The 19,161-nt window shown below is 70.2% G+C and carries 18 protein-coding genes; 5 read left to right on the top strand and 13 right to left on the bottom strand.

The features are described from left to right. The first annotated feature begins 62 nt into the window (after window positions 1–62). Genes G369_RS0129255 through G369_RS0129245 form a run of 3 tightly spaced genes read left to right on the top strand, consistent with a single transcriptional unit; the run spans window position 63 to window position 5,631 of the window. The gene (locus tag G369_RS0129255) at window positions 63–1,193 is read left to right on the top strand and encodes a ligase-associated DNA damage response exonuclease (protein WP_019657626.1); all 1,131 of its coding nucleotides are present in this window, start codon (window positions 63–65) and stop codon (window positions 1,191–1,193) included. Continuing rightward, window positions 1,190–2,845, top strand: a complete 1,656-nt coding sequence (locus G369_RS0129250) for an ATP-dependent DNA ligase (RefSeq protein WP_019657625.1) — start codon at window positions 1,190–1,192, stop codon at window positions 2,843–2,845. Before G369_RS0129255 ends, G369_RS0129250 begins: the two co-directional genes overlap by 4 nt. After that, window positions 2,842–5,631, top strand: coding sequence for a ligase-associated DNA damage response DEXH box helicase (locus tag G369_RS0129245; RefSeq protein WP_051127663.1), 2,790 nt, complete (start codon window positions 2,842–2,844; stop codon window positions 5,629–5,631). The genes G369_RS0129250 and G369_RS0129245 overlap by 4 nt, the downstream gene beginning before the upstream one ends. A 12-nt stretch (window positions 5,632–5,643) precedes the next feature. Here G369_RS0129245 and trxC read toward each other — a convergent pair whose 3' ends face one another. After that, on the bottom strand, window positions 5,644–6,093 hold the full coding sequence (trxC, locus tag G369_RS0129240; protein ID WP_019657623.1) for a thioredoxin TrxC: 450 nt from the start codon (window positions 6,091–6,093) through the stop codon (window positions 5,644–5,646). On the opposite strand from trxC, the gene pdeM reads away from it, so the two are divergent. Next, window positions 6,068–6,841, top strand: a complete 774-nt coding sequence (gene pdeM, locus G369_RS0129235) for a ligase-associated DNA damage response endonuclease PdeM (RefSeq protein ID WP_080647937.1) — start codon at window positions 6,068–6,070, stop codon at window positions 6,839–6,841. The genes trxC and pdeM overlap by 26 nt on opposite strands. Window positions 6,842–6,954: 113 nt before the next feature. Here pdeM and G369_RS0129230 read toward each other — a convergent pair whose 3' ends face one another. From G369_RS0129230 to G369_RS0129220, 3 genes are all read right to left on the bottom strand, one after another. Further along, window positions 6,955–7,500 (bottom strand): TPM domain-containing protein, encoded by a 546-nt coding sequence (locus tag G369_RS0129230; RefSeq protein ID WP_026346736.1) that lies wholly within the window; start codon window positions 7,498–7,500, stop codon window positions 6,955–6,957. A gap of 5 nt (window positions 7,501–7,505) precedes the next feature. Further along, window positions 7,506–8,351 (bottom strand): TPM domain-containing protein, encoded by an 846-nt coding sequence (locus tag G369_RS0129225; RefSeq protein WP_051127669.1) that lies wholly within the window; start codon window positions 8,349–8,351, stop codon window positions 7,506–7,508. Between the two features lie 137 nt (window positions 8,352–8,488). Beyond that, entirely contained in the window at window positions 8,489–9,088 is a 600-nt protein-coding gene (locus G369_RS0129220; RefSeq protein WP_019657619.1) for a LemA family protein, read from the bottom strand. Window positions 9,089–9,134: 46 nt separating this feature from the next. Here G369_RS0129220 and G369_RS0129215 point away from each other — a divergent pair, with 46 nt between their 5' ends. After that, entirely contained in the window at window positions 9,135–9,887 is a 753-nt protein-coding gene (locus G369_RS0129215) for a hypothetical protein (protein WP_019657618.1), read from the top strand. Window positions 9,888–9,890: 3 nt separating this feature from the next. On the opposite strand, the gene G369_RS0129210 is transcribed toward G369_RS0129215, so the two are convergent. The 9 genes from G369_RS0129210 to G369_RS0129170 are packed head-to-tail and all read right to left on the bottom strand — an operon-like array spanning window position 9,891 to window position 19,156. After that, a complete protein-coding gene (locus G369_RS0129210) occupies window positions 9,891–10,703 on the bottom strand; it encodes an ABC transporter permease (protein ID WP_157773815.1) in 813 nt (270 codons plus the stop codon). Between the two features lie 2 nt (window positions 10,704–10,705). After that, window positions 10,706–11,629, bottom strand: coding sequence for an ABC transporter permease (locus G369_RS0129205; protein ID WP_019657616.1), 924 nt, complete (start codon window positions 11,627–11,629; stop codon window positions 10,706–10,708). Beyond that, entirely contained in the window at window positions 11,626–12,741 is a 1,116-nt protein-coding gene (locus G369_RS0129200) for an ABC transporter ATP-binding protein (RefSeq protein WP_019657615.1), read from the bottom strand. Before G369_RS0129200 ends, G369_RS0129205 begins: the two co-directional genes overlap by 4 nt. After that, window positions 12,738–13,784 carry an ABC transporter substrate-binding protein gene (locus G369_RS0129195; RefSeq protein ID WP_019657614.1) on the bottom strand — a complete coding sequence of 349 codons (1,047 nt, stop codon included), beginning with the start codon at window positions 13,782–13,784 and terminating at the stop codon, window positions 12,738–12,740. Before G369_RS0129195 ends, G369_RS0129200 begins: the two co-directional genes overlap by 4 nt. 35 nt (window positions 13,785–13,819) lie before the next feature. Further along, window positions 13,820–14,794, bottom strand: a complete 975-nt coding sequence (locus tag G369_RS0129190) for an isopenicillin N synthase family dioxygenase (protein ID WP_019657613.1) — start codon at window positions 14,792–14,794, stop codon at window positions 13,820–13,822. Window positions 14,795–14,807: 13 nt separating this feature from the next. Beyond that, on the bottom strand, window positions 14,808–15,521 hold the full coding sequence (locus G369_RS0129185) for a cysteine hydrolase family protein (RefSeq protein ID WP_019657612.1): 714 nt from the start codon (window positions 15,519–15,521) through the stop codon (window positions 14,808–14,810). Next, entirely contained in the window at window positions 15,518–16,450 is a 933-nt protein-coding gene (locus tag G369_RS0129180) for an ABC transporter permease (RefSeq protein WP_019657611.1), read from the bottom strand. The genes G369_RS0129185 and G369_RS0129180 overlap by 4 nt, the downstream gene beginning before the upstream one ends. After that, window positions 16,447–17,637, bottom strand: coding sequence for an ABC transporter permease (locus tag G369_RS0129175; protein ID WP_208604413.1), 1,191 nt, complete (start codon window positions 17,635–17,637; stop codon window positions 16,447–16,449). Before G369_RS0129175 ends, G369_RS0129180 begins: the two co-directional genes overlap by 4 nt. Then, the gene (locus G369_RS0129170; RefSeq protein ID WP_019657609.1) at window positions 17,630–19,156 is read right to left on the bottom strand and encodes an ABC transporter ATP-binding protein; all 1,527 of its coding nucleotides are present in this window, start codon (window positions 19,154–19,156) and stop codon (window positions 17,630–17,632) included. The genes G369_RS0129175 and G369_RS0129170 overlap by 8 nt, the downstream gene beginning before the upstream one ends. Between the last annotated feature and the right edge of the window lie 5 nt (window positions 19,157–19,161).

Raw genomic sequence — 19,161 nt, 5'->3', positions numbered from 1 at the left:
ACAACGCTTTGCGCCCGGCGCACGGCGGCGCAGAAGCCCGCCAGCGCCTACGATGGCGGGCCATGCCCCCCGCAAAGCAGGAAGAAGACCTCCTCGTCGTCGCCAGGCCCGAGGGCCTGTACTGCCCGCCCGGCGATTTCTACATCGACCCCTGGCGGCCGGTGGCGCGCGCCGTCATCACGCATGCGCATTCCGACCACGCGCGAGCCGGGCACGGGCACTACCTCGCGCACACCGACAGCGCCGGCACGCTGCGCGCGCGCCTGGGCCGCGACATCGCGCTGCAGACGCTGCCCTACGGCGAGGTGATCGAGCACCACGGCGTGCGCGTCTCGCTGCATCCGGCGGGCCATGTGCTGGGCTCGGCGCAGGTGCGGCTCGAGCACGGCGGGCGCGTGTGGGTGGCCTCGGGCGATTACAAGACCGAGCCCGACGGCACCTGCCCGCCGTTCGAGCCGGTGCCCTGCGACACCTTCATCACCGAATCGACCTTCGGCCTGCCGGTCTACCGCTGGCCCACGCAGCCGGTGCTGTTCGCGCAGATCGACGCATGGTGGCGCGCCAACGCCGAAGCCGGTCGCGCCTCGGTGCTGTTCTGCTATGCCTTCGGCAAGGCGCAGCGCATCCTGCACGGCGTGGACGCGAGCATCGGACCCATCGTCGTGCACGGCGCGGTGGAGCCGCTCAATGCCGTCTACCGGGCGGCCGGCGTGGCATTGCCGCCGACCTTGCGCGTGGGAGACGAAGGCGTCGATGCCGCACTGCTGAAGCGCGCGCTGGTGCTCGCGCCTCCTTCCGCGCAGGGCTCGCCATGGATGAAGCGCTTCGGCAACTACGCCGACGCCTTCGCCAGCGGCTGGATGCAGCTGCGCGGCGCGCGCAGGCGGCGCGGCGTGGACCGGGGCTTCGTGATGTCCGACCACGCCGACTGGCCCGGCCTGCAGCAGGCCATCGCCGGCACCGGGGCCGAGCGTGTGTTCGTCACGCATGGCAGCGTGCAGGTGATGGTGCGGTGGCTCACCGAGAACGGGCTCGATGCGCAGTCGTTCAGGACCGAGTACGGCGATGAAGATGATCAGGAGACTCCCTCCTCCTCTGGGGACGGGCAGGGGAGAGGGCAGACGGCGCTCGATGAGGAGGCCGAGAGCCCCCATCCCGACCTTCCCCCAGAAGGGGAAGGAGAAATGCCGTGAAGGCCTTCGCCGCGCTCTATCACGAGCTCGACGCCAGCACGTCGAACCTCGCCAAGCAGGCCGCATTGCAGCGCTATCTGCGCGAGGCCGACCCGGCGGATGCGGCCTGGGCCGTCTACTTCCTCGCGGGCGGCAAGCCGCGCCAGCTGGTGCCCGTCAAGCTGCTGCGGCTGCTCGCGCAGGAGGCGGCGGGCCTGCCCGAGTGGCTGTTCGACGAGAGCTACGACGCGGTGGGCGACCTGGCCGAGACCATCGCGCTGCTGCTGCCGCCACCCACCGCCGCGCACGACCTGGGCCTTGCCGCATGGGTCGAGCAGCACCTGCTGCCGCTGCGCGACGCCGCGAAGAACGCGCCCGACGAGCTTGCCGACCGCCTGCGTGCGCAGTGGCGGCAGCTCGCGCCCGAGGAGCGGCTGGTGTACTTCAAGCTCATCACCGGCGCGTTCCGCGTCGGCGTGTCGAAGCTGCAGGTCACGCAGGCGCTCGCGGCCGTGGGCGGCATCGACGCCAAGCGCGTGGCGCAGCGGCTCATGGGCTACACGCACATCGGAGGAAGGCCGCGGGCCGCCGACTACCAGTCGCTCATCGCTCCGGAGTCGGGCACCGAGCAGGAGCAGAAGACCAGCGGCCAGCCCTATCCCTTCTTCCTTGCGCATCCCTTCAACCTGCCGCTGGAGCAGTTCGACGCGGTGCTGGGCCCGCCCTCGGACTGGATCGTCGAATGGAAGTGGGACGGCATCCGCGCGCAGCTGGTGACGCGCGCGGGCACGGTGTGGGTGTGGTCGCGCGGCGAGGAACTGGTGACCGAGCGCTTCCCCGAACTCGCCGCGCTCGGCGAGGCGCTGCCCGACGGCACGGTGCTCGACGGTGAGATCGTCGTCTGGCGCGAGGGCCGCGTGCAGCCCTTCGCCGAGCTGCAGAAGCGCATCGGCCGCAAGACGCTCGGCGCCAAGCTGCTGCGCGACATACCGGTGGTGCTGCTGGCCTACGACATCCTCGAATGGGAGGGGCGCGACCTGCGCGCGCTGCCGCAGTCGGAGCGCCGCGTGCTGCTCGACGAACTGGTCGGGCGCATGGACCACCCCTCGCTGCTGCCCAGCCCGATGCTCGCCGGCTCCGACTGGCCCGACCTCGCGCGCCAGCGCGAGGCGGCGCGCGCCATGGGCGTGGAAGGGATGATGCTCAAGCGCCGCGACGCGCAGTACGGCGTGGGCCGCACCAAGGACGTGGGCGTGTGGTGGAAGTGGAAGATCGATCCGCTGAGCGTCGACGCGGTGCTGATCTACGCGCAGCGCGGCCACGGCCGGCGCGCCAGCCTCTTCAGCGACTACACCTTCGCGGTGTGGGACGGCCCGCCCGGGCAGGAAGACCGCAGGCTCGTGCCCTTCGCCAAGGCCTACTCGGGCCTCACCGATGCCGAGATGGCGCGCGTGGACGCGATCATCCGCAAGACCACCGTGGAGAGCTTCGGCCCGGTGAAGAGCGTGAAGCCCACGCTGGTGTTCGAACTCGGCTTCGAAGGCATCGCGCGCAGCACGCGGCACAAGAGCGGCATCGCGGTGCGCTTTCCGCGCATGCTGCGCTGGCGCGAGGACAAGCCGGTGGAAGAGGCCGACACGCTTCAGACGCTGGCGGCGTTGTTGCCCGAATGAGCAGCGATCCAGAAGCCCCGTCTTCACTCCCTCCCCCTCTGGTGGAGGGCAGGGGTGGGGGCGCGCGGCGCACCGAGAAGGCGCTGCCCGTCGACGTCCGCCTGCCCCCATCCCGACCTTCCCCCGAAGTGGGAAGGAGCAAGGCAGTCAAGGCCGCGCTCGATGCATGGTTCGCCGAGCGCGGATGGAAGCCTTTCAAGTTCCAGCGCGAGGTCTGGAAGGCGATCGCCGATGGCAGGTCGGGCATGCTGCATGCCACCACGGGCGCGGGCAAGACCTATGCGGTGTGGCTCGGTGCGCTGCAGGCCTTCGTGCGGGCGCGCAAGACGGCCGCGTCGGCGAATGAGCGGCCGAACGCCCGGTCCGTTGCCGATCCGCTCACCGTGCTGTGGCTCACGCCGATGCGCGCGCTGGCGGCCGACACGCTGAGGGCCCTGCAGCAGCCGCTCGAAGCCCTGGGCGCCCGGGTGCATCCATGGAGCGCCGGTGCGCGCAGCGGCGACACCACGTCGGCCGAGCGTAGCGCGCAGAACCAGCGCCTGCCCACGGTGCTCGTCACCACGCCCGAGAGCCTTTCGCTGCTGCTCGCGCGCGCCGATGCACGCGAGGTGCTCGGGCATGTGCGCATGGCGGTGGTCGACGAGTGGCACGAGCTGCTGGGCAACAAGCGCGGCGTGCAGGTGCAGCTTGCGCTCGCGCGGCTGCGGCGCTGGAACCCGGGCCTCGCGGTCTGGGGCATGTCGGCCACGCTGGGCAACCTGCACGAGGCGATGCATGCGCTGCTGGGCCATGAGGACGGCGTGCTCGTGCAGGGCCAGGTGCCGAAGAAGCTCGTCATCGATTCGCTGCTGCCCGGCGTGGCCGAGCGCTTTCCATGGGGCGGGCACCTGGGCCTCACGATGCTGCCGCAGGTGATCGAGGAGATCGCAGCGAGCAGCACCACGCTGGTCTTCACCAACACGCGCTCGCAGGCGGAGATCTGGTACCAGGCGATGTTGGAGGCCAGGCCGGAGTGGGCGGGCCTCATCGCGCTGCATCACGGCTCGCTCGACCGCGAGGTGCGCGAGTGGGTAGAGCTGGGCCTGAAGAGCGGCGAGCTGAAGGCTGTGGTCTGCACCTCCAGCCTCGACCTGGGCGTGGACTTCCTGCCGGTGGAGCGCGTGCTGCAGATCGGCTCGCCCAAGGGCGTGGCGCGGCTGCTGCAGCGCGCGGGCCGGTCGGGCCATGCGCCGGGGCGGCCGTCGCGCATCACGCTCGTACCCACGCACAGCGTGGAGATGGTGGAAGGCTCGGCCGCGCGCACCGCCATCGCGGCCGGGCACATCGAGGCGCGCCATTCGCCCGAGCAGCCGCTCGACGTGCTGGTGCAGCACCTGGTGACGGTGGCGCTGGGCGGCGGCTTCGTGCCCGACGACCTGTACGAGGAGGTGCGGGGAACGGCCGCCTACGAGAACCTCTCTCGCGAGAACTGGCAGTGGTGCCTGGAGTTCGTGGCGCAGGGCGGACCGTCGCTCGCGGCCTACCCGGACTACAAGCGCGTGGTGCCCGATGCCGAGGGCGTGTGGCGTGTGCCCGATGCGCGCCTGGCGCGGCGGCACCGCATGAACATCGGCACCATCGTGAGCGACGCGAGCATCTCGGTGCAGTACCTCGGCGGCTCGAAGATCGGCAGCGTGGAGGAGAGCTTCGTCGCGCGCATGAAGCCTGGCGACTGCTTCCTGTTCGGCGGCCGCCTGCTCGAACTCGTGCGCATCCACGACATGACGGCCTGGGTGCGGCGCGCCAGCGGCAAGCGGGCTGCGGTGCCGCGCTGGGGCGGCGGGCGCATGCCGCTGTCGAACACGCTGGCAGACGCGGTGGTGCAGCAGCTCGCACAGGCCGGCGAAGGGCGCTACGACTCGCCCGAGCTGCAGTGCGTGCGCCCGCTGCTGGAGATTCAGCAGCAGTGGTCGGCGCTGCCCACGCCGCAGACGCTCCTGGCCGAAACGCTGAGCACGCGCGAGGGCTCGCACCTGTTCCTCTACCCCTTCGCGGGCCGGCATGTGCACCTCGGGCTCGCGAGCCTCCTGGCGTGGCGCGTCGCGCAGCACGAGGCCCGCACCTTCTCGATCGCGGTCAACGACTACGGCTTCGAGCTGCTGAGCGCGACCGAGGTCGACTGGCCGGCGCTGCTGCCGCAGGTGCTGACGCTGCCGCAGGGCGAGGGCGAAGACCAGCGCGCGGCGCTGCTGCACGAGGTGCTGGCATCGCTCAACGCGGGCGAACTGGCGCAGCGGCGCTTTCGCGAGATCGCTCGCGTCTCGGGCCTCATCTACCAGGGCTATCCGGGCGAGAAGCGCAGCAGCAAGCAACTGCAGGCTTCGTCGTCGCTCTTCTGGGAGGTGTTCCGCAAGTACGACCCCGGCAACAGGCTGCTGCTGCAGGCCGAGCAGGAGCTGCTGGCGCAGGAGCTCGAGATCGGCCGCCTGCGCGCGAGCCTCGAGCGCATCACCACGCAGCGGCTGGTGCTGAAGCCGCTCGTGCGGCCCACGCCGTTCTCGTTTCCGCTGATGGTGGAGCTGTTCCGCGAGAAGCTGTCGAACGAGAACGTGGCCGACCGCATCGCGCGCATGGTCGAGCAGCTCGAGAAGGCCGCGGGCGGTGTGGTCACGGCAGGCGGCGTGGAGCGGGTGAAGGGGACGCTCGCCTTCGGGCAGGAAGGGCCGGGCAAGCCGCCGAAGCCGGTGGGCCAGCGGCGCGACCGCAGGCGGCCGTCGCGGCCCTCAAGGCCGCTGCCGCCGCTCTGATGCGAGATAGGTTCAGCCCGCGCCGTGCGCCTTCACCCAGCGCACGATGTCCGCTGCGCCCATCGCGCCGGCCTGCCGCGCCACCTCGCGGCCACCGCGGAACAGCGCCAGCGTCGGGATGCTGCGAATGTTGAAGCGAGCGCCCAGGGCGGGCACCGCCTCGGTGTCGACCTTGGCCAGCCGCACGTGCGGCTCCAACTGGGCAGCCGCCTGTTCGTAGGCCGGCGCCATCTGTCGGCAGGGGCCGCACCAGGGCGCCCAGAAATCGACCAGCACCGGGATCTCGTTGCGGGAGATGTGGCGCTCGAAGGTGGCGGCGTCCGCCAATGCCGTCGAATGGCCGGTGAACAGCGGGCGGTGGCAGCTGCCGCAGTCGGGTGCGCTGCCCAGCTGCGCCGCGCGGACGCGGTTGGTCGTGTGGCAGTGCGGACAGACGATGTGCAGCGGTGGCGATTCGGTCATTGCAGGCAGATGGGGCTCTGGAGGGCCTTTGCAAGGCAATCGCAGGTTTTGCGACACTGGCCGGGTGAGATCTCCAGATACAGATACATCCACCTCGCCGCTCGTCGTCGACTGGGCGGGCGAACTGCTGCACCTGCTGCCCCAGCGGGCGCTCTGGTGGCCCGGCCAGCGGGTGCTCTTCGTGGCCGACCTGCACCTGGGCAAGGCCGCGACCTACCGCGCGCTCGGCCAGCCGGTGCCCGGCGGCACCACGCAGCAGAACCTCGCGCGGCTCGACGCGCTGATCGAAAGGCATGCGCCCGGCCGCATCGTGTTCTTGGGCGACTTCCTCCACGCGGCGCAGGCGCGCACGGTGCTCGCCGCCGTCGGGCCCTGGCGTGCGCGCCATGCGGCCGTCGCCATGACCCTGGTGCGCGGCAACCACGACAGCCGCGCCGGCGATCCGCCGCCGGAACTCGGCATCGAGGTGGTCGACGAGCCCTTCCTGCTGGGCCCCTTCGCCTGCTGCCACCACCCGCAGACGCATGCCACGCACTTCGTGCTCGCCGGGCATCTGCATCCCGTCTGCAGGCTCCACGGCCGGGGCCGCGACAGCGTGCGGCTGCCCTGCTTCGCAAGCGACGGGCAGCAGGCCGTGCTGCCGGCCTTCGGCGAATTCACGGGCGGGTGGCTGATGGAATCGGCGCCGGGGCGGCGCTTTCATGCGGTGGGCGGCGATGCCATCTGGGCGCTGCCTGTCCAAGAGTGACTTTTGCTCCTTCCCCCTCTGGGGGAAGGCTGGGATGGGGGCAGGCAGGGCGCCCAGTGCGGACGCCGCGTGCCCCCACCCCCGCCCTCCCCCAGAGGGGGAGGGAGAAAGAATCAGAGCACCACGGGCTCGTCGGGCAGCTCGTTCACGTCGAGCTCGCCTTCGGCCAGCGGGAAGTGTTCCACCAGTACCGCGGAGATCTCTTCCAGCGCCTGCGTGAGCCCGTCCTCGAAGCGGCCCTCGCGGAAGGCGGCGCTCATGCGCCGTGCCATCGCGGCCCATTCGGCGTCGTCCACGTGCGCGTCGATGCCGCGGTCGGCCACGATCTCGATGGCGTGTTCGGCCAGCAGCAGGTAGATGAGCACGCCGTTGTTGTGCGCCGTGTCCCATACGCGCAGCTTGCCGAACAGCGTCACGGCACGCTCGCGCGGCGGCGCATGGCGCCACAGGTACGACATCGGCAGGCCGGCCTCGACGCAGATGCGGATCTCGCCGCTGTGGCGCCGCTCGCTCGCCGTCACGCGGTGCGCAAGGCGCTCCAGCGCAGCCGGAGGAAGCGCGCGCCGGACCTCGGATTCGTCGATCCAGCGGTGGCGCCAGATGCGGCCCAGCTTCGCGAAGAGGCCCGCGTCGTTCGGTTCGGTGTTCGTGGTCCGCATCGTGTTCACCAGTCCCCGGACGCGCCGCCGCCGCCGAAATTGCCGCCGCCGCCGGAGCTGAAACCACCGCCTCCGCCGCCACGGCCACTGCTCCAGCCACCCCCGCCGGAACTCCAGCCGCCACCTCCACCGCCGCCAGGCCTTCCCGTGCCCGCGACCAGCGACACGATGAGCGCCACGAAGCCCGCGATCACCGCGATGACGATGCTGGTGGTGATGAAGAACACGACCACCCCGACGCCGCCGCCCACGACCATCGTGCCCAGCTTCTTGCCGAGTACGGCGCGCGCGATCGGCGCGCCGACGAAGACGCCCACGAACAGGAAGATCGCGAGGTTCTCCCAGTCGAAACCCTCGTTGCCACTGCCGCCGGAGTTGCGCGAGGGCTCGGGCAGCGGCTCGCCGTCGACCAGCCCGATGAGCCGGTCCACCGCCGCGTTCAGCCCGCCCGCGAAGTCGCCGTTGCGAAAGCGCGGCTTCATCTCCTCGTCGATGATGCGCGCGGCCGCGAGATCGGGCACCGCGCCTTCGAGCGCCTTGGCCGTCGCGATGCGCATCTTGCGGTCGTCCTTGGCCACCACCACCAGCAGGCCGTCGCCGACGTCCTTGCGGCCGACCTTCCAGGCGTCGCCCAGGCGCTGCGTGTAGCTGGCGATGTCCTCGGGCGCGGTGGTCGGCACCATCAGCACCACGATCTGCGAGCCCTTGCGCTGCTCGAAGGCCGCGAGCTTGGTCTCCAGGCCGTTGCGCTGCGCGCTGTCGAGCGTGCCGGTCTGGTCGATCACGCGCGCCGTCAGCGCGGGAATCGGCAGCAGGCTCTGCGCCAGCGCACCACCTGCTGCCAGCAGCATCCAGCCCGCGACCAGCGCCGCCAGCAAGCGCGCGCCCCATTCCAGGAACACCGCGGATCCGGCTTTGCCGGTCCGCCGGTGTTGCCCCCGGCGAGGGGGTTGGCGAAGTGACACGAAGTGCACGAAGCCTGGGGGCGTTACTTTTTATTCGGGCTGAAGTCGACCGTGGGCGGGGTCGAGATCTGCGCCTCGTTCTGCACCGAGAAGTTCGGCTTCGGCGCATAGCCGAAGATCTTGGCCGTGAGGTTGGTCGGGAAGCTGCGCGCGAGCACGTTGTACTCCTGCACGCTCTCGATGTAGCGGTTGCGCGCCACGGTGATGCGGTTCTCGGTGCCTTCCAGCGTCACGCGCAGGTCGCGGAAGGCCTGGTTGGCCTTCAGGTCGGGGTAGCGTTCCGACACCACCATCAGCCGCGACAGTGCCGAGGACAGTTCACCCTGCGCCTGCTGGAACTTGTTGAAGGCCTCGGGGTTGTTGAGCGTCTCGGGCGTCACCTGGATCGAGGTGGCCTTGGCGCGCGCCTCGACCACCTTGGTGAGCGTGTCCTGCTCGAAGCTGGCCTCGCCCTTGACGGTGGCCACGATGTTCGGCACGAGGTCGGCGCGCCGCTGGTACTGGTTGAGGACCTCGCTCCAGGCCGACTTGCTGGCCTCGTCGAGGGACTGGAACTGGTTGTAGCCGCAGCCGCTCAGGGAAACGACCGCCGCAAGGATCAGGAACCAGCGCTTCATCATCATTTGCATTACCTCCGCAGAAGATGCGGAAGGTAGCATAGGCGGCTCCATGGCCCTTGATCCGCTGCAAGCCCTGCAAGCCGCCAACCGTGCGGTATTGCCCGTTGCCTCCTCCGCCTTCGGCACGCTGCTGATCGCGGGAGCGACCGGTGCGCTGGGTGCCGAGCTGCTGCGCCGGCTGGCGGGCAGCCACCGTCATGCGCACACCCGAGTGCTCGCGAAGGAGCCGATCCGCGACGGGCTGCGCGGCGTCGAGACCTACCTGAGCCCCGGCCTGCCCATCGCGCAGTGGCCGCCGACCTCGGCCCACACCGCCATCATCGCCTTCGACCCGCCGCGCCTGTACCACGACCGCGAGCGCGCGCTGTGGGTGCCCGAGCCCTCCGACCTGCCAGAGCTGGCCCGCTGGCTGCGCTCGTGCGGCGTGCAGACGCTGGCCATCGTGCTGCCGCACGACCAGGGCCGGCTGCCCGAGGCGCTCAAGCGCGGCCTGGCCAGCCTCGACGAGCAGGCGGTGGTGGCCTGCGGCTTCGAGCGCGTGATCCTCGTGCGCTCGGCGCGCAAGCCGGCGAATGCGAAGCTCGCCAACCCCTTCGAGCGCGTCGCTGCCTGGATGCTGTCGGTGGTGCGCTTCATGGTGCCCAGCAGCGAGCAGCCGGTGCGCGCGGCCAAGGTGGCCGAGCTGGTCGACGTGACGCTGCGCATCGCGCCGCCCGGCGTGCACGTGGCCGCGCCCGAGATGGTGTGGCGCGCGTCGCAGGGCGACATGGAGGGCGCGGCGCGCGCGTGGCTCCGGCCCTAGGCCTCAGCCGAAGCGCAGCGAGCGCAGCCCCACGGTGCGATCGACGCAGATCACCGCCACCAGCGTGACCACGATGCTCACCGTCGACACGGCTGCGGCCGTCGGGTCGAAGTCCCAGCGCAGGTAGTCGAACAGCTGCAGCGGCAGCGTCGTCATGCCGATGCCCTTGAGCAGCAGCGACATGTTGAACAGGTCGAACGAGATCACGAACGCGAACAGCGCGCCCGTGATGATGCCCGGCTTGATCAGCGGCAGCGTCACGCGCACGAAGGCGCGCCACGGCGATGCGCCCAGGCTGCGCGCGGCCTGCTCCAGCGTGCCGTCCTGGTTGTAGAGCGCCGACGCCACGTTGGTGAACACATAGGGCAGCGTGACCAGCACGTGCCCCACCACCAGCCCGAACATCGTGCGCGTGCCGATGCCGCTCGCGTACAGGAAGAACAGCAGCGCGATCGCCGTGAGGATCTCGGGCAGCATCAGCGGGAGCATCAGCATCATGCGCAGGCCCTCGCGCAGCCGCGTGGCATGGCGCACCACGTAGAGCGCGCCGGCCACGCCGATGACGCTCGAGCACACCGTCGCGATGGCCGCCACCTGCAGCGAGGTGCCGATGGCGCGCATGAAGGCTTCGTTGGCGAAGAGCGCGCCGAACCAGCGCAGCGAGATCCCCTGCGGCGGGAAGGTGAGGAACTCGCCCGCGTTGAGGGACATCAGCACGATCACCGCGATCGGCAGCAGCAGGAACACGTAGACCGCGCCGACGTAGGCCAGCCCAATGGCATCGGCCGCACGCGCGGCCAGTGGCTTGCGCTTCATCGTCATTGCAGGCCTTTCATGAAGCGCCCGGTGAGGCGGGCGTACAGCCACACGGCCACCATGCCGCAGGCCGACAGCACCAGTGCTTGCGCCGCGCCGGCGGGCCACTGGAAGTTGTCGATCAGGTTCTGCACCACCAGCACCGACATCGTCTTGACCTGGGCGCCGCCGAGCATCACCGGCGTCACGTAGGCGCTGAGCGTGAGCACGAAAACGAGGATGGTGCCGGCCTGTATGCCGGGCCACGACATCGGCAGAACGAGCCGCCAGAACACCTTCAGCCGGGAGGCGCCGAGCGAGCGCGCCGCCTGTTCGAGCGTCGGATCGATGCTCTGGATCACACCCACCAGCGGCAGGATCATGAAGGGCAGGAACACGTGCACCAGCGCGATCGTCACGCCCAGCCGGTTGTTCATGAGCTGCAGGGCCGTCGATATCAGCCCGAGATCGATCAACGCCCGGTTGATGACACCGTTGCCCGACAGCAGGATCAGCCAGCCGAAGCTGCGCACCACCACGCCCACCAGCAATGGCGACAGCACCAGCACGTACAGCAGGCCGCCCCAGCGCGAGCGCGTGCGTGCGAGGTGGTAGGCGACGGGGTAGCCCAGCAGCAGGCAGATCGGCACCGTGGTGACGCCGAGCAGCAGCGTGTCGGCCAGCACCCCGAGGATGTAGCCGTCGCTCAGCGCGTTGGCGTAGTTGGCGAGCGTGAAGCCCGCGCCATAGGGCGCGCCCACGGCGGTGGGCCGCAGGCTCATGCCGATGATGTTGAGGTACGGCAGCACCAGGAAGACGCCGATCAGCACCAGCGCGGGAGCGATCAGCCAGAACGCGCCCCGGCCCGGGCGTCCCTTGCGTGCCCTGCGTCCATGGAGCCGGTCGGCGCCGTGCACCGGTGCCTCGGCCGTCATCACGGCATTCATGGCGCAGCCGCGATGATCCAGGCGTGGCCCGGGTCGAAGGCGAAGGCCGCCTCGGCTCCGGCCTCCGCGCGCTGGCCCGGCGAGGTCTGCACCAGCAGGCTCTGGCCGCCGGCGCACTGCACCATGTGCTCCACCGTGCTGCCGAGGAAATAGGCAGACTGCACCAGCCCGGCGTAGGGGCCGTCGTTGCGCCAGCGGATCGCCTCCGGACGGATCGTCACGTGCACCGGCTGGCCCGTCGCCAGCGGCTGGTCGTGGCTTGCCGGCACGCTGCCGAGCGCCGTGCTCACGCGGTAGGTCGGGTACGGGCCGGGCTCGTCGGTGAGCCCTTCGACGCGGCCTTCGATGAGGTTCGAGCGGCCGATGAAGCGCGCCACCTCCACGCTGCGCGGACGCATGTAGATCGCCTCGGGCACGTCGAACTGCAGCAGCCGGCCGCCGAGCATCACCGCCACGCGGTCGGACATCACCATCGCCTCCGACTGGTCGTGCGTGACATACAGGGTGGTGATGCCCACGCGCTTCTGCAACTCGCGGATGAACACGCGCATGTCTTCGCGCAGCACCGCGTCCAGGTTGGCGAGCGGTTCGTCGAGCAACAGGAGTCGCGGCTCGATGACCAGCGCGCGTGCCAGCGCCACGCGCTGCTGCTGGCCGCCCGAGAGCTGGCGCGGGTAGCGCTCGGCCATCGCGGTGAGCTGCACCATCGCGAGCACGTCGTCGATTCGGCGCTTGCACTCGGCCTTGCCGATGCCCCGCATCTCCAGGCCGAACGCGAGGTTGCGCCACACCGTGAGGTGCGGGAACAGCGCGTAGTTCTGGAACACCATGCCGATGTCGCGCTTCTCCGGCGGCAGGTCGGTGATGTCCTCGTCGTTCAGGCGCACGCGGCCTTCGTCGGGAAACTCGAACCCGGCCACGCAGCGCAGCGTGGTGGTCTTGCCGCAGCCGCTCGGGCCCAGCAGCGAGATGAACTCGCCTTCCTCTGTCTTCAGGTCGAGGTGCGCAATGGCCGGTGCCGGCGCGTTGTCGAAGCGCTTGCGCAGGCCGTCGAGCGACACCCGCGTGGTGCGCCGGCCGGTCGCCGTGCGGGTGGGGGCGGACGCGCTCACTTCATCTCCCGGTTCCAGCGGTCGGTGATGGCCGCGACCTGCGGATTGACCTTGGTCCAGTCGAACTGGAAGATCGACTTCATGCGCTCGCCGCTCACCGGCACGTCCTTGGCGAGCTCGGGCGACAGCCTGGAGCGCACATTGGTCGGCGAGGTGAAGAATTCCTTGGCCATCATCTCCTGCACGTCGGCGCGCAGGATGAAGTCGAGATACTTGTAGGCCTCTTCCTTGGCCGGCGCATTCTTCAGCACGTTGAACGACTGCTCGAAGGCCAGCACGCCTTCGGTGGGCACGACCATCTCCACCGGCACGCCCTTCTTCTGCAGCGCCACGATCTCGGGGAAGTCGATCACCGCCACCGTCACGTCGCCGCGCGTGAGCATGGTCGAAAGCGTTCCGCTCCAGTCCGCCTGCGTGAACGGCAGCAGCTTCTTGATCTCGACGAAGGCGCGGTCGATCGCGTCCTGAGAGCCGCCGTAGAGCTTGGCCGTCATCAGCAGGAACAGCATCGCGGCCGTGTTGCCAATCTGGTAGAGGCCGATCTTGCCCTTGAACTCGGGGTTGCTCCACAGGTCCGACCACGACTTGGGCGGCGTCTTCACCAGGTCCTTGCGATAGCCGATGCCGATGGTCGAGACGATGCCGCGCACCCCGTTGTCGTCCGGGTTGCGCAGGATGGGGTACGCGTTCGCGAGGTTGGGCACCTTGGCCGCGGGAATGGGCTCGAAGTAGCCTTCGGCGCGCACCAGGCTCGCGATGTTCTCGTTGACCATCAGGATGCTGTAGGGCGGCTTCGCGGCACCTGCCGCGCGCAGGTTGGCGACGAAGTTCTTGCCCAGGCCCACGTCGAGCGTGGTGTCCACGCCGGCCGACTTCGTGAACATCGGCATCAGGTCGGAGCGCCAGAATTTCTCCCAGCGCCCGCCGTAGGTGTTGACGACGAGACTCTGCGCGGCGAGAGACATGCCGGGCATCGCGAGTGCGGACATGCCGGCCGCAGCCGCCATGGCTTGCAGGCAGTCGCGGCGGGAGAAGTTTTTCATGGTGGAGGTCCTGGGGAAGATGGAAGAGAGGCCGCTCAGGCGTTGGCCTGCTTGCGGTAGGCGTAGTTCTTGTCGAGGCGCTCGAGCAGGTATTCGCCGTAGGTGACGGGCTCGTAGCGCGGGGGATGCCGCGCGTCGGTGCAGGTGGGCAGGCACTCGATCAGCGCGTCCATTCCGGGATCGAGGAAGTAGGGCAGCGAGTAGCGGTCGCCTCCCGAGCGGTTGATGACCCGGTGCGGCGTGGACACGAAGCGGTCGTTGGTCCAGCGTGCCAGCATGTCACCGACGTTCAGCACGTAGGTGTCGGGAATCGGCGGCGCCTCGATCCAGTCGCCGCCGCGCGGACGCACCTGCAGGCCGCCGGAGTCGTCCTGCGCGAGCAGCGTGATGATTCCGTAGTCGGTGTGCGGCGCCGAGCCCATCTGGTCGTCCTCCACGGGCGGCTGCGGCGGATAGTGAAGCGCGCGCAGGAATGTGGTCGGGCGCTCGAAATGGTGGTCGAGCGCGTGCGCCTCCAGGCCGAGGCTCATGGCGATCAGGCGCACGATGTAGCGGCCCAGCGCGTCCACTTCGCTCACGTACGCGGTCATCGCGGGCTTGAAGCCCGGCAGCCACCCGGGCCACTGGTTCGGGCCCTGCATCGGCAGGCCGGCGAGCAGGCCCGGGTCGTCGGGCGGCAGCTCGTGCATGAGCATCAGCGATTCGCTCATGTTCGGCCGCGTGACCTTGGCCACCGACGAGGTCACGATGGTCGAGGTGGCCATGCCCATGTAGCCACGATGAAAGGCGTTGATCGCGAGCGAGCGCTTCTGCTCGAGCGTGGAGGCGTGGAATTCGCGGGAAGCCGCGAAGGCCGCGTCCCGCGTGGCGCGCCGCACGGTGTGGCCCGAGATGTAGGCGAAGCCGATGGTGCTCAGCGCTTCGTGCAGCTGCAAGGCGGAAGTCTTGGCCGCGGGGGTGCTCGGGTCGAGGTTGCCGCCGAGGTCGACGAGGGGAATGGAGTTCGGCATCGGGCGTCGGATCTCAGGAAAGGGATGGAGAAGGAGAAGAGCCATGGCGGGGCGCGCCGCCCCATTGGTCGAGCAGCTCGCGCGAGTCCATCACCAGCCCCAGGTGCAGCGACACCATCGCCAGCGCCGCGCCCTCCAGGTGCGCGTCGGTGCCGCGCACCAGGTCGCGCAGCACGATCACGCGGTAGTTGCGGTTGCTGGCGTCGAAGGCGGTGTTGAGCACGCAGCAGTCGGTGAAGCCGCCGTCGAGCACAACGGTCTCGATGCGCTGGTTGCGCAGCAGGAAGTCGAGGTCGGTCGGATAGAAGGCCGAGAGCCGGCGCTTGCCGTCTACGCGCATGTCGCCGGGCTCCACGCGCGTGACCCACTCGGTCCACTTCGAGCCTTCGATGGCGTGCGCGTCGGCGTTCGGGATCTCGCCAACGTGCAGCGGGAAGGTGCGCCGCCATGCCGACGGAATGCCGTTGATGTCGTCCACCCCGCCGGGCCGCAGCACCGACCTGACGTGCACGATGCGCACGCCCAGCGCGCGCACCGCGTCGTGGAAGCCGTCGATGGGCGCCACCACGTCGCGCGCACGCGGCGCGGGGCAGGGGCAGTCGGGGCTGTCGTCGAGGTGGCCGCGGTGCATGTCGATGGAGACGACAGCGGTGGTGGCGGGATTGAGGTAGTCGGCGAACTTCGCCGCGTCGAGCTCGCGCTCTTCGTTGTAGACCCAGGCCTTCATCGGCGCTCTTCTCTCACGTAGGGTTGGCCCAGCGCGCCGGGCTCTTCATCGGCGCCGCGCCGCGAGAGCGCGACCCACACCATCACGCCGAGCGTCACCGCATACGGCGTCATCATCACGAAGTACTGCGGCAGCTGCACGCCGGCGGCGGCCAGCTGGGGAATCAGCGCCTCGATGCAGCCGAAGAGCAGCGCGCCGACGAGCGCCTTCCACGGCGACCAGCGAGCGAAGATCACGAGGCCCACGGCGATCCAGCCGCGGCCGCCGGTCATGCCGGCGATCCACAGCTTGGTGCTGACCACCGAGATGTAGGCACCCGCCAGCCCCACCAGCGCCGAGCCCGCGAGCACCGCCGCGAAGCGCCATGCCGTCACGCGGATGCCCGCCGCGTCGGCCGCCTGCGGGTTCTCGCCCACCGCGCGCAGCCGCAGGCCGGCCGAGCTGCGCGCGAAGAACCACGCCACCGCGCCGAAGATCGGCAGCGTGAGCCACACCATCGCGTTCTGCTCGAAGATCCGGCCCACGCCGGGCAGCATCGACAGCGGCCACAGGCCCATCGTGCCGATGCCTTCGGTCGCATGGTTGGTCCACTCGGCCATCGAGCCCACCAGCGCGGTGAGCCCCTGGCAGAAGAACACCAGCGCGAGCCCGGCGATCACCTGGTTCACGCGCAGCCAGATCACCATCACCGCGAACAGCACCGACACCACGCTGGCAGCCAGCATCGCGAGCACCAGCGACACGGCCGGCTGGCCGATCACGATCTGCGCGCCGATGCCGGCCAGCGCGCCGACCAGCATCAGTCCCTCGGCGCCGAGTGCGAGCACACCCGCGCGCTCGCAGATGATGAGACCGAGCGCGGCGAGCGCATAGGGCACCGCGAAGTCCGGCGTGCTCGCGAGCCAGTTGAGGACGATGCCGCCTGTCATTGCACGGCCTCCCCGCCCACGCGGCGCAGCCGGTGGCGGATGAAGAAGTCGCTCGACGCCACGCACACCACGATCACCGCCTGGATCAGCTGCACCATCGAGAACGGCACCTGGTAGAACACCTGCAGGCTGCGCCCGGTGACGAAGAGCGCCGCCACCAGCAGCGCCACCACCGTGGCCGCCAGCGGGTTGTTGCGCGCGAGGAAGGCGATGAGGATGCCCGAGAAGCCGTAGCCCTGGTAGAAGGCCTGCGTGAGGCGACCTTCCTGCCCCGCCGCCACCGCGAAGCCCGCGAGCCCGGCCATCGCGCCCGACAGCAGCACCGCGCCGTAGATGGTGCGCCGCACAGGCACGCCGCTGGCGTGCGCCATGCGCGGGTTGGCGTCGACGAAGCGCAGGTACAGGCCCATGCGGCTCACGCTCGCGAGCCACCACGCCAGCAGCGCGACGACGCCCGCCAGCAGGATCGAGCTGCCGATGCCCGCGCCCAGCTCGGGCAGCCGCTCGAAGGCGCGGAACTGCGGCGAGTAGGGGAAGTTGTCCTTCGGGTCCTTCCAGCTGCCGTAGACCAGGTGCAGCAGGAAGTTGGCTGCCATGTAGTTGAGCATCAGCGTTGAGATGATCTCGTTCACGCCGAGCTTGAGCTTGAGCCACGCGGGCCCCAGCACCCACATCAGCCCGCAGCCGATGGCCGCGACGAACATGAGCGGCAGGCGCAGGTTCTCGGGGCCGATCTGCCACATCGAGATGGTGGTCGCGCCGATGGCGCCCCAGATCATCTGGCCTTCGAGCCCGAGGTTCCAGAAACGCGCACGGAAGGCGACGCAGCCCGCGAGGCCGACGAGGATCATCGGCGCGGCCTGGAAGAGCACGGCGCGGAAGTTCTGGCCGTCGAAGAAGGTCTGGGTCACGAACTCGTTGGCGAGCTCGTCGGCGGGTACGCCCGCCGCGATGAGGATCGCCGCCGAGATCGCGAAGCCCGCGAGCAGCGCGGCCGCAAGGATCAGCGCCTGCCAGCGCCACGGCATGTGCTGGCGGATCTCGAGCGCGTAGCGGCGGCGTGCCAGCGGTTGCACGGGCTGCACCGTGCGCGGCACCTCGTGCGCGACGGCAGCAGATGCCTTGGAAGGCGTGGAGGATGTGGAAGAGGGAGCTGCCATGTCGGCCATGAGGGATGCGTCAGCCATGGTCCACCATCGCCTGTCCGATGGCCTGCCGGTCCGCGGGCTGCGCGAACTCGCCGGCGATGCGACCGCGCGTCATCACGCCGACGCGGTCGGCGAGCTGCAGCACCTCGTCGAGGTCCTCGCTGATGAGCAGCACCGCCGCGCCGCTGTCGCGTGCGGCGCGCAGCCTGGCGTGCACCTCGGCGCTGGCGCGCACGTCGAGCCCGCGGCTCGGGCTGTGCGCGAGCACCAGCGTGGGCGACTTGCCGAACTCGCGCGCCAGCACCAGCTTCTGCGCGTTGCCGCCCGAGAGCAGCGCCGCCTTCTGCGCGACCGAGCGCACGCCCTGCACGTCGAAGGCGCGCACCGCTTCCTGCGTGTCGCTCTGGATGCGGCCGCGGCGCAGGCGCCACACGGGGCCGTAGCGGCCGGTGTGCACGCGGCCGATGGCGTAGTTCTCGGCCACCGAGAGGCCGCCCGCGAGCGCGAGCCCGTAGCGGTCGGCGGGAATGGCCGCGATGCCGATGCTCCGGCGCACCGAGGCGGGCATGGTCTTCAGGTCGCCATGGCCTTCGAGCCGCATCTCGCCTTCGGTGGGTTCGCCGTCCAGGCCCATGATCGCGCCCGCCAGCTCGCCCTGTCCGTTGCCGCCCACGCCGGCGAGGCCGTAGATCTCGCCGGCATGCAGTTCGAGGTCCACGCCGTCGAGCACGCGGCGGCCCTCGGGCGAGGCCGGCGTGCGCAGCCCGCGCACCGAAAGGCGCACCGGCCCGCGAGGCGCCGCAGAGGGCTGGAAGCCCTGCGCGGCGATCGATTCGCCCACGGTGAGCTTCACCAGCTCGGCCACCGACGCTTCTTCCGGCTTCAGCGTGGCCACCGTGCGGCCGCCGCGCATCACCGTCACGCGGTCGGCGTAGGTCTTCACGTCGGCCATCTTGTGCGTGACCAGCACCACCGCCGAGCCCTTGCGCGCCAGGCCCTGCACCGTCTGCAGCAGGCGCGCGGCCTCCTGGTCGGTCAGCACGGCCGTGGGCTCGTCCAGGATCAGGATGCGCGCGCCCGCCAGCAGCACCTTGAGGATCTCCACGCGCTGCTGCTCGGCGACCGACAGCGCATCGACGCGCTTCGACGGATCGATGTCGAAGCCCAGCTCCGCGGCCTTGTTGCGGATGTCGCGCGTGATCTCGCGCAGCCGCTCGCCATGGCTCTGGAACTCCGCCGGCGGCGGCGCGGTGAGCAGGATGTTCTGTGCCACCGTGAAGGGCCGCACCAGCTTGAAATGCTGGTGGACCATGCCGATGCGGTGCTTCGCCGCATCGCGCGGCCCGGCGAATCGCACCGCGTTGTCGTCCACCAGCAGCTGCCCGGCTTCGGGCGCGTAGAGCCCGGCCGCGATGTTCATCAGCGACGACTTGCCTGCGCCGTTCTCGCCGAGCAGCGCGTGCACCTCGCCCCAGCGCGCTGCGAAGTGGGCGTCGGTCAGAGCCGCGAAGCCGTCGAAGGACTTGCGGATGCCGGTGAGTTCGAGCGCGTTGGGCATGTGCG

The sequence above is a fragment of the Variovorax atrisoli 110B genome (genome assembly GCF_000382045.1).
Classification (GTDB): domain Bacteria; phylum Pseudomonadota; class Gammaproteobacteria; order Burkholderiales; family Burkholderiaceae_C; genus Variovorax; species Variovorax atrisoli.
This window is presented reverse-complemented; position numbering and strand designations above follow the sequence as displayed.

Coding starts and splice junctions, on each gene's coding strand:
- G369_RS0129175 (WP_208604413.1), bottom strand. CDS start 17,637: ATGGCTGACGCATCCCTCATGGCCGACATGGCAGCTCCCTCTTCCACA.
- G369_RS0129180 (WP_019657611.1), bottom strand. CDS start 16,450: ATGACAGGCGGCATCGTCCTCAACTGGCTCGCGAGCACGCCGGACTTC.
- G369_RS0129170 (WP_019657609.1), bottom strand. CDS start 19,156: ATGCCCAACGCGCTCGAACTCACCGGCATCCGCAAGTCCTTCGACGGC.
- G369_RS0129195 (WP_019657614.1), bottom strand. CDS start 13,784: ATGAAAAACTTCTCCCGCCGCGACTGCCTGCAAGCCATGGCGGCTGCG.
- G369_RS0129255 (WP_019657626.1), top strand. CDS start 63: ATGCCCCCCGCAAAGCAGGAAGAAGACCTCCTCGTCGTCGCCAGGCCC.
- G369_RS0129190 (WP_019657613.1), bottom strand. CDS start 14,794: ATGCCGAACTCCATTCCCCTCGTCGACCTCGGCGGCAACCTCGACCCG.
- G369_RS0129215 (WP_019657618.1), top strand. CDS start 9,135: ATGGCCCTTGATCCGCTGCAAGCCCTGCAAGCCGCCAACCGTGCGGTA.
- trxC (WP_019657623.1), bottom strand. CDS start 6,093: ATGACCGAATCGCCACCGCTGCACATCGTCTGTCCGCACTGCCACACG.
- G369_RS0129185 (WP_019657612.1), bottom strand. CDS start 15,521: ATGAAGGCCTGGGTCTACAACGAAGAGCGCGAGCTCGACGCGGCGAAG.
- G369_RS0129210 (WP_157773815.1), bottom strand. CDS start 10,703: ATGAAGCGCAAGCCACTGGCCGCGCGTGCGGCCGATGCCATTGGGCTG.
- G369_RS0129225 (WP_051127669.1), bottom strand. CDS start 8,351: ATGCTGCTGGCAGCAGGTGGTGCGCTGGCGCAGAGCCTGCTGCCGATT.
- G369_RS0129220 (WP_019657619.1), bottom strand. CDS start 9,088: ATGATGATGAAGCGCTGGTTCCTGATCCTTGCGGCGGTCGTTTCCCTG.
- G369_RS0129245 (WP_051127663.1), top strand. CDS start 2,842: ATGAGCAGCGATCCAGAAGCCCCGTCTTCACTCCCTCCCCCTCTGGTG.
- G369_RS0129205 (WP_019657616.1), bottom strand. CDS start 11,629: ATGAATGCCGTGATGACGGCCGAGGCACCGGTGCACGGCGCCGACCGG.
- pdeM (WP_080647937.1), top strand. CDS start 6,068: ATGTGCAGCGGTGGCGATTCGGTCATTGCAGGCAGATGGGGCTCTGGA.
- G369_RS0129230 (WP_026346736.1), bottom strand. CDS start 7,500: ATGCGGACCACGAACACCGAACCGAACGACGCGGGCCTCTTCGCGAAG.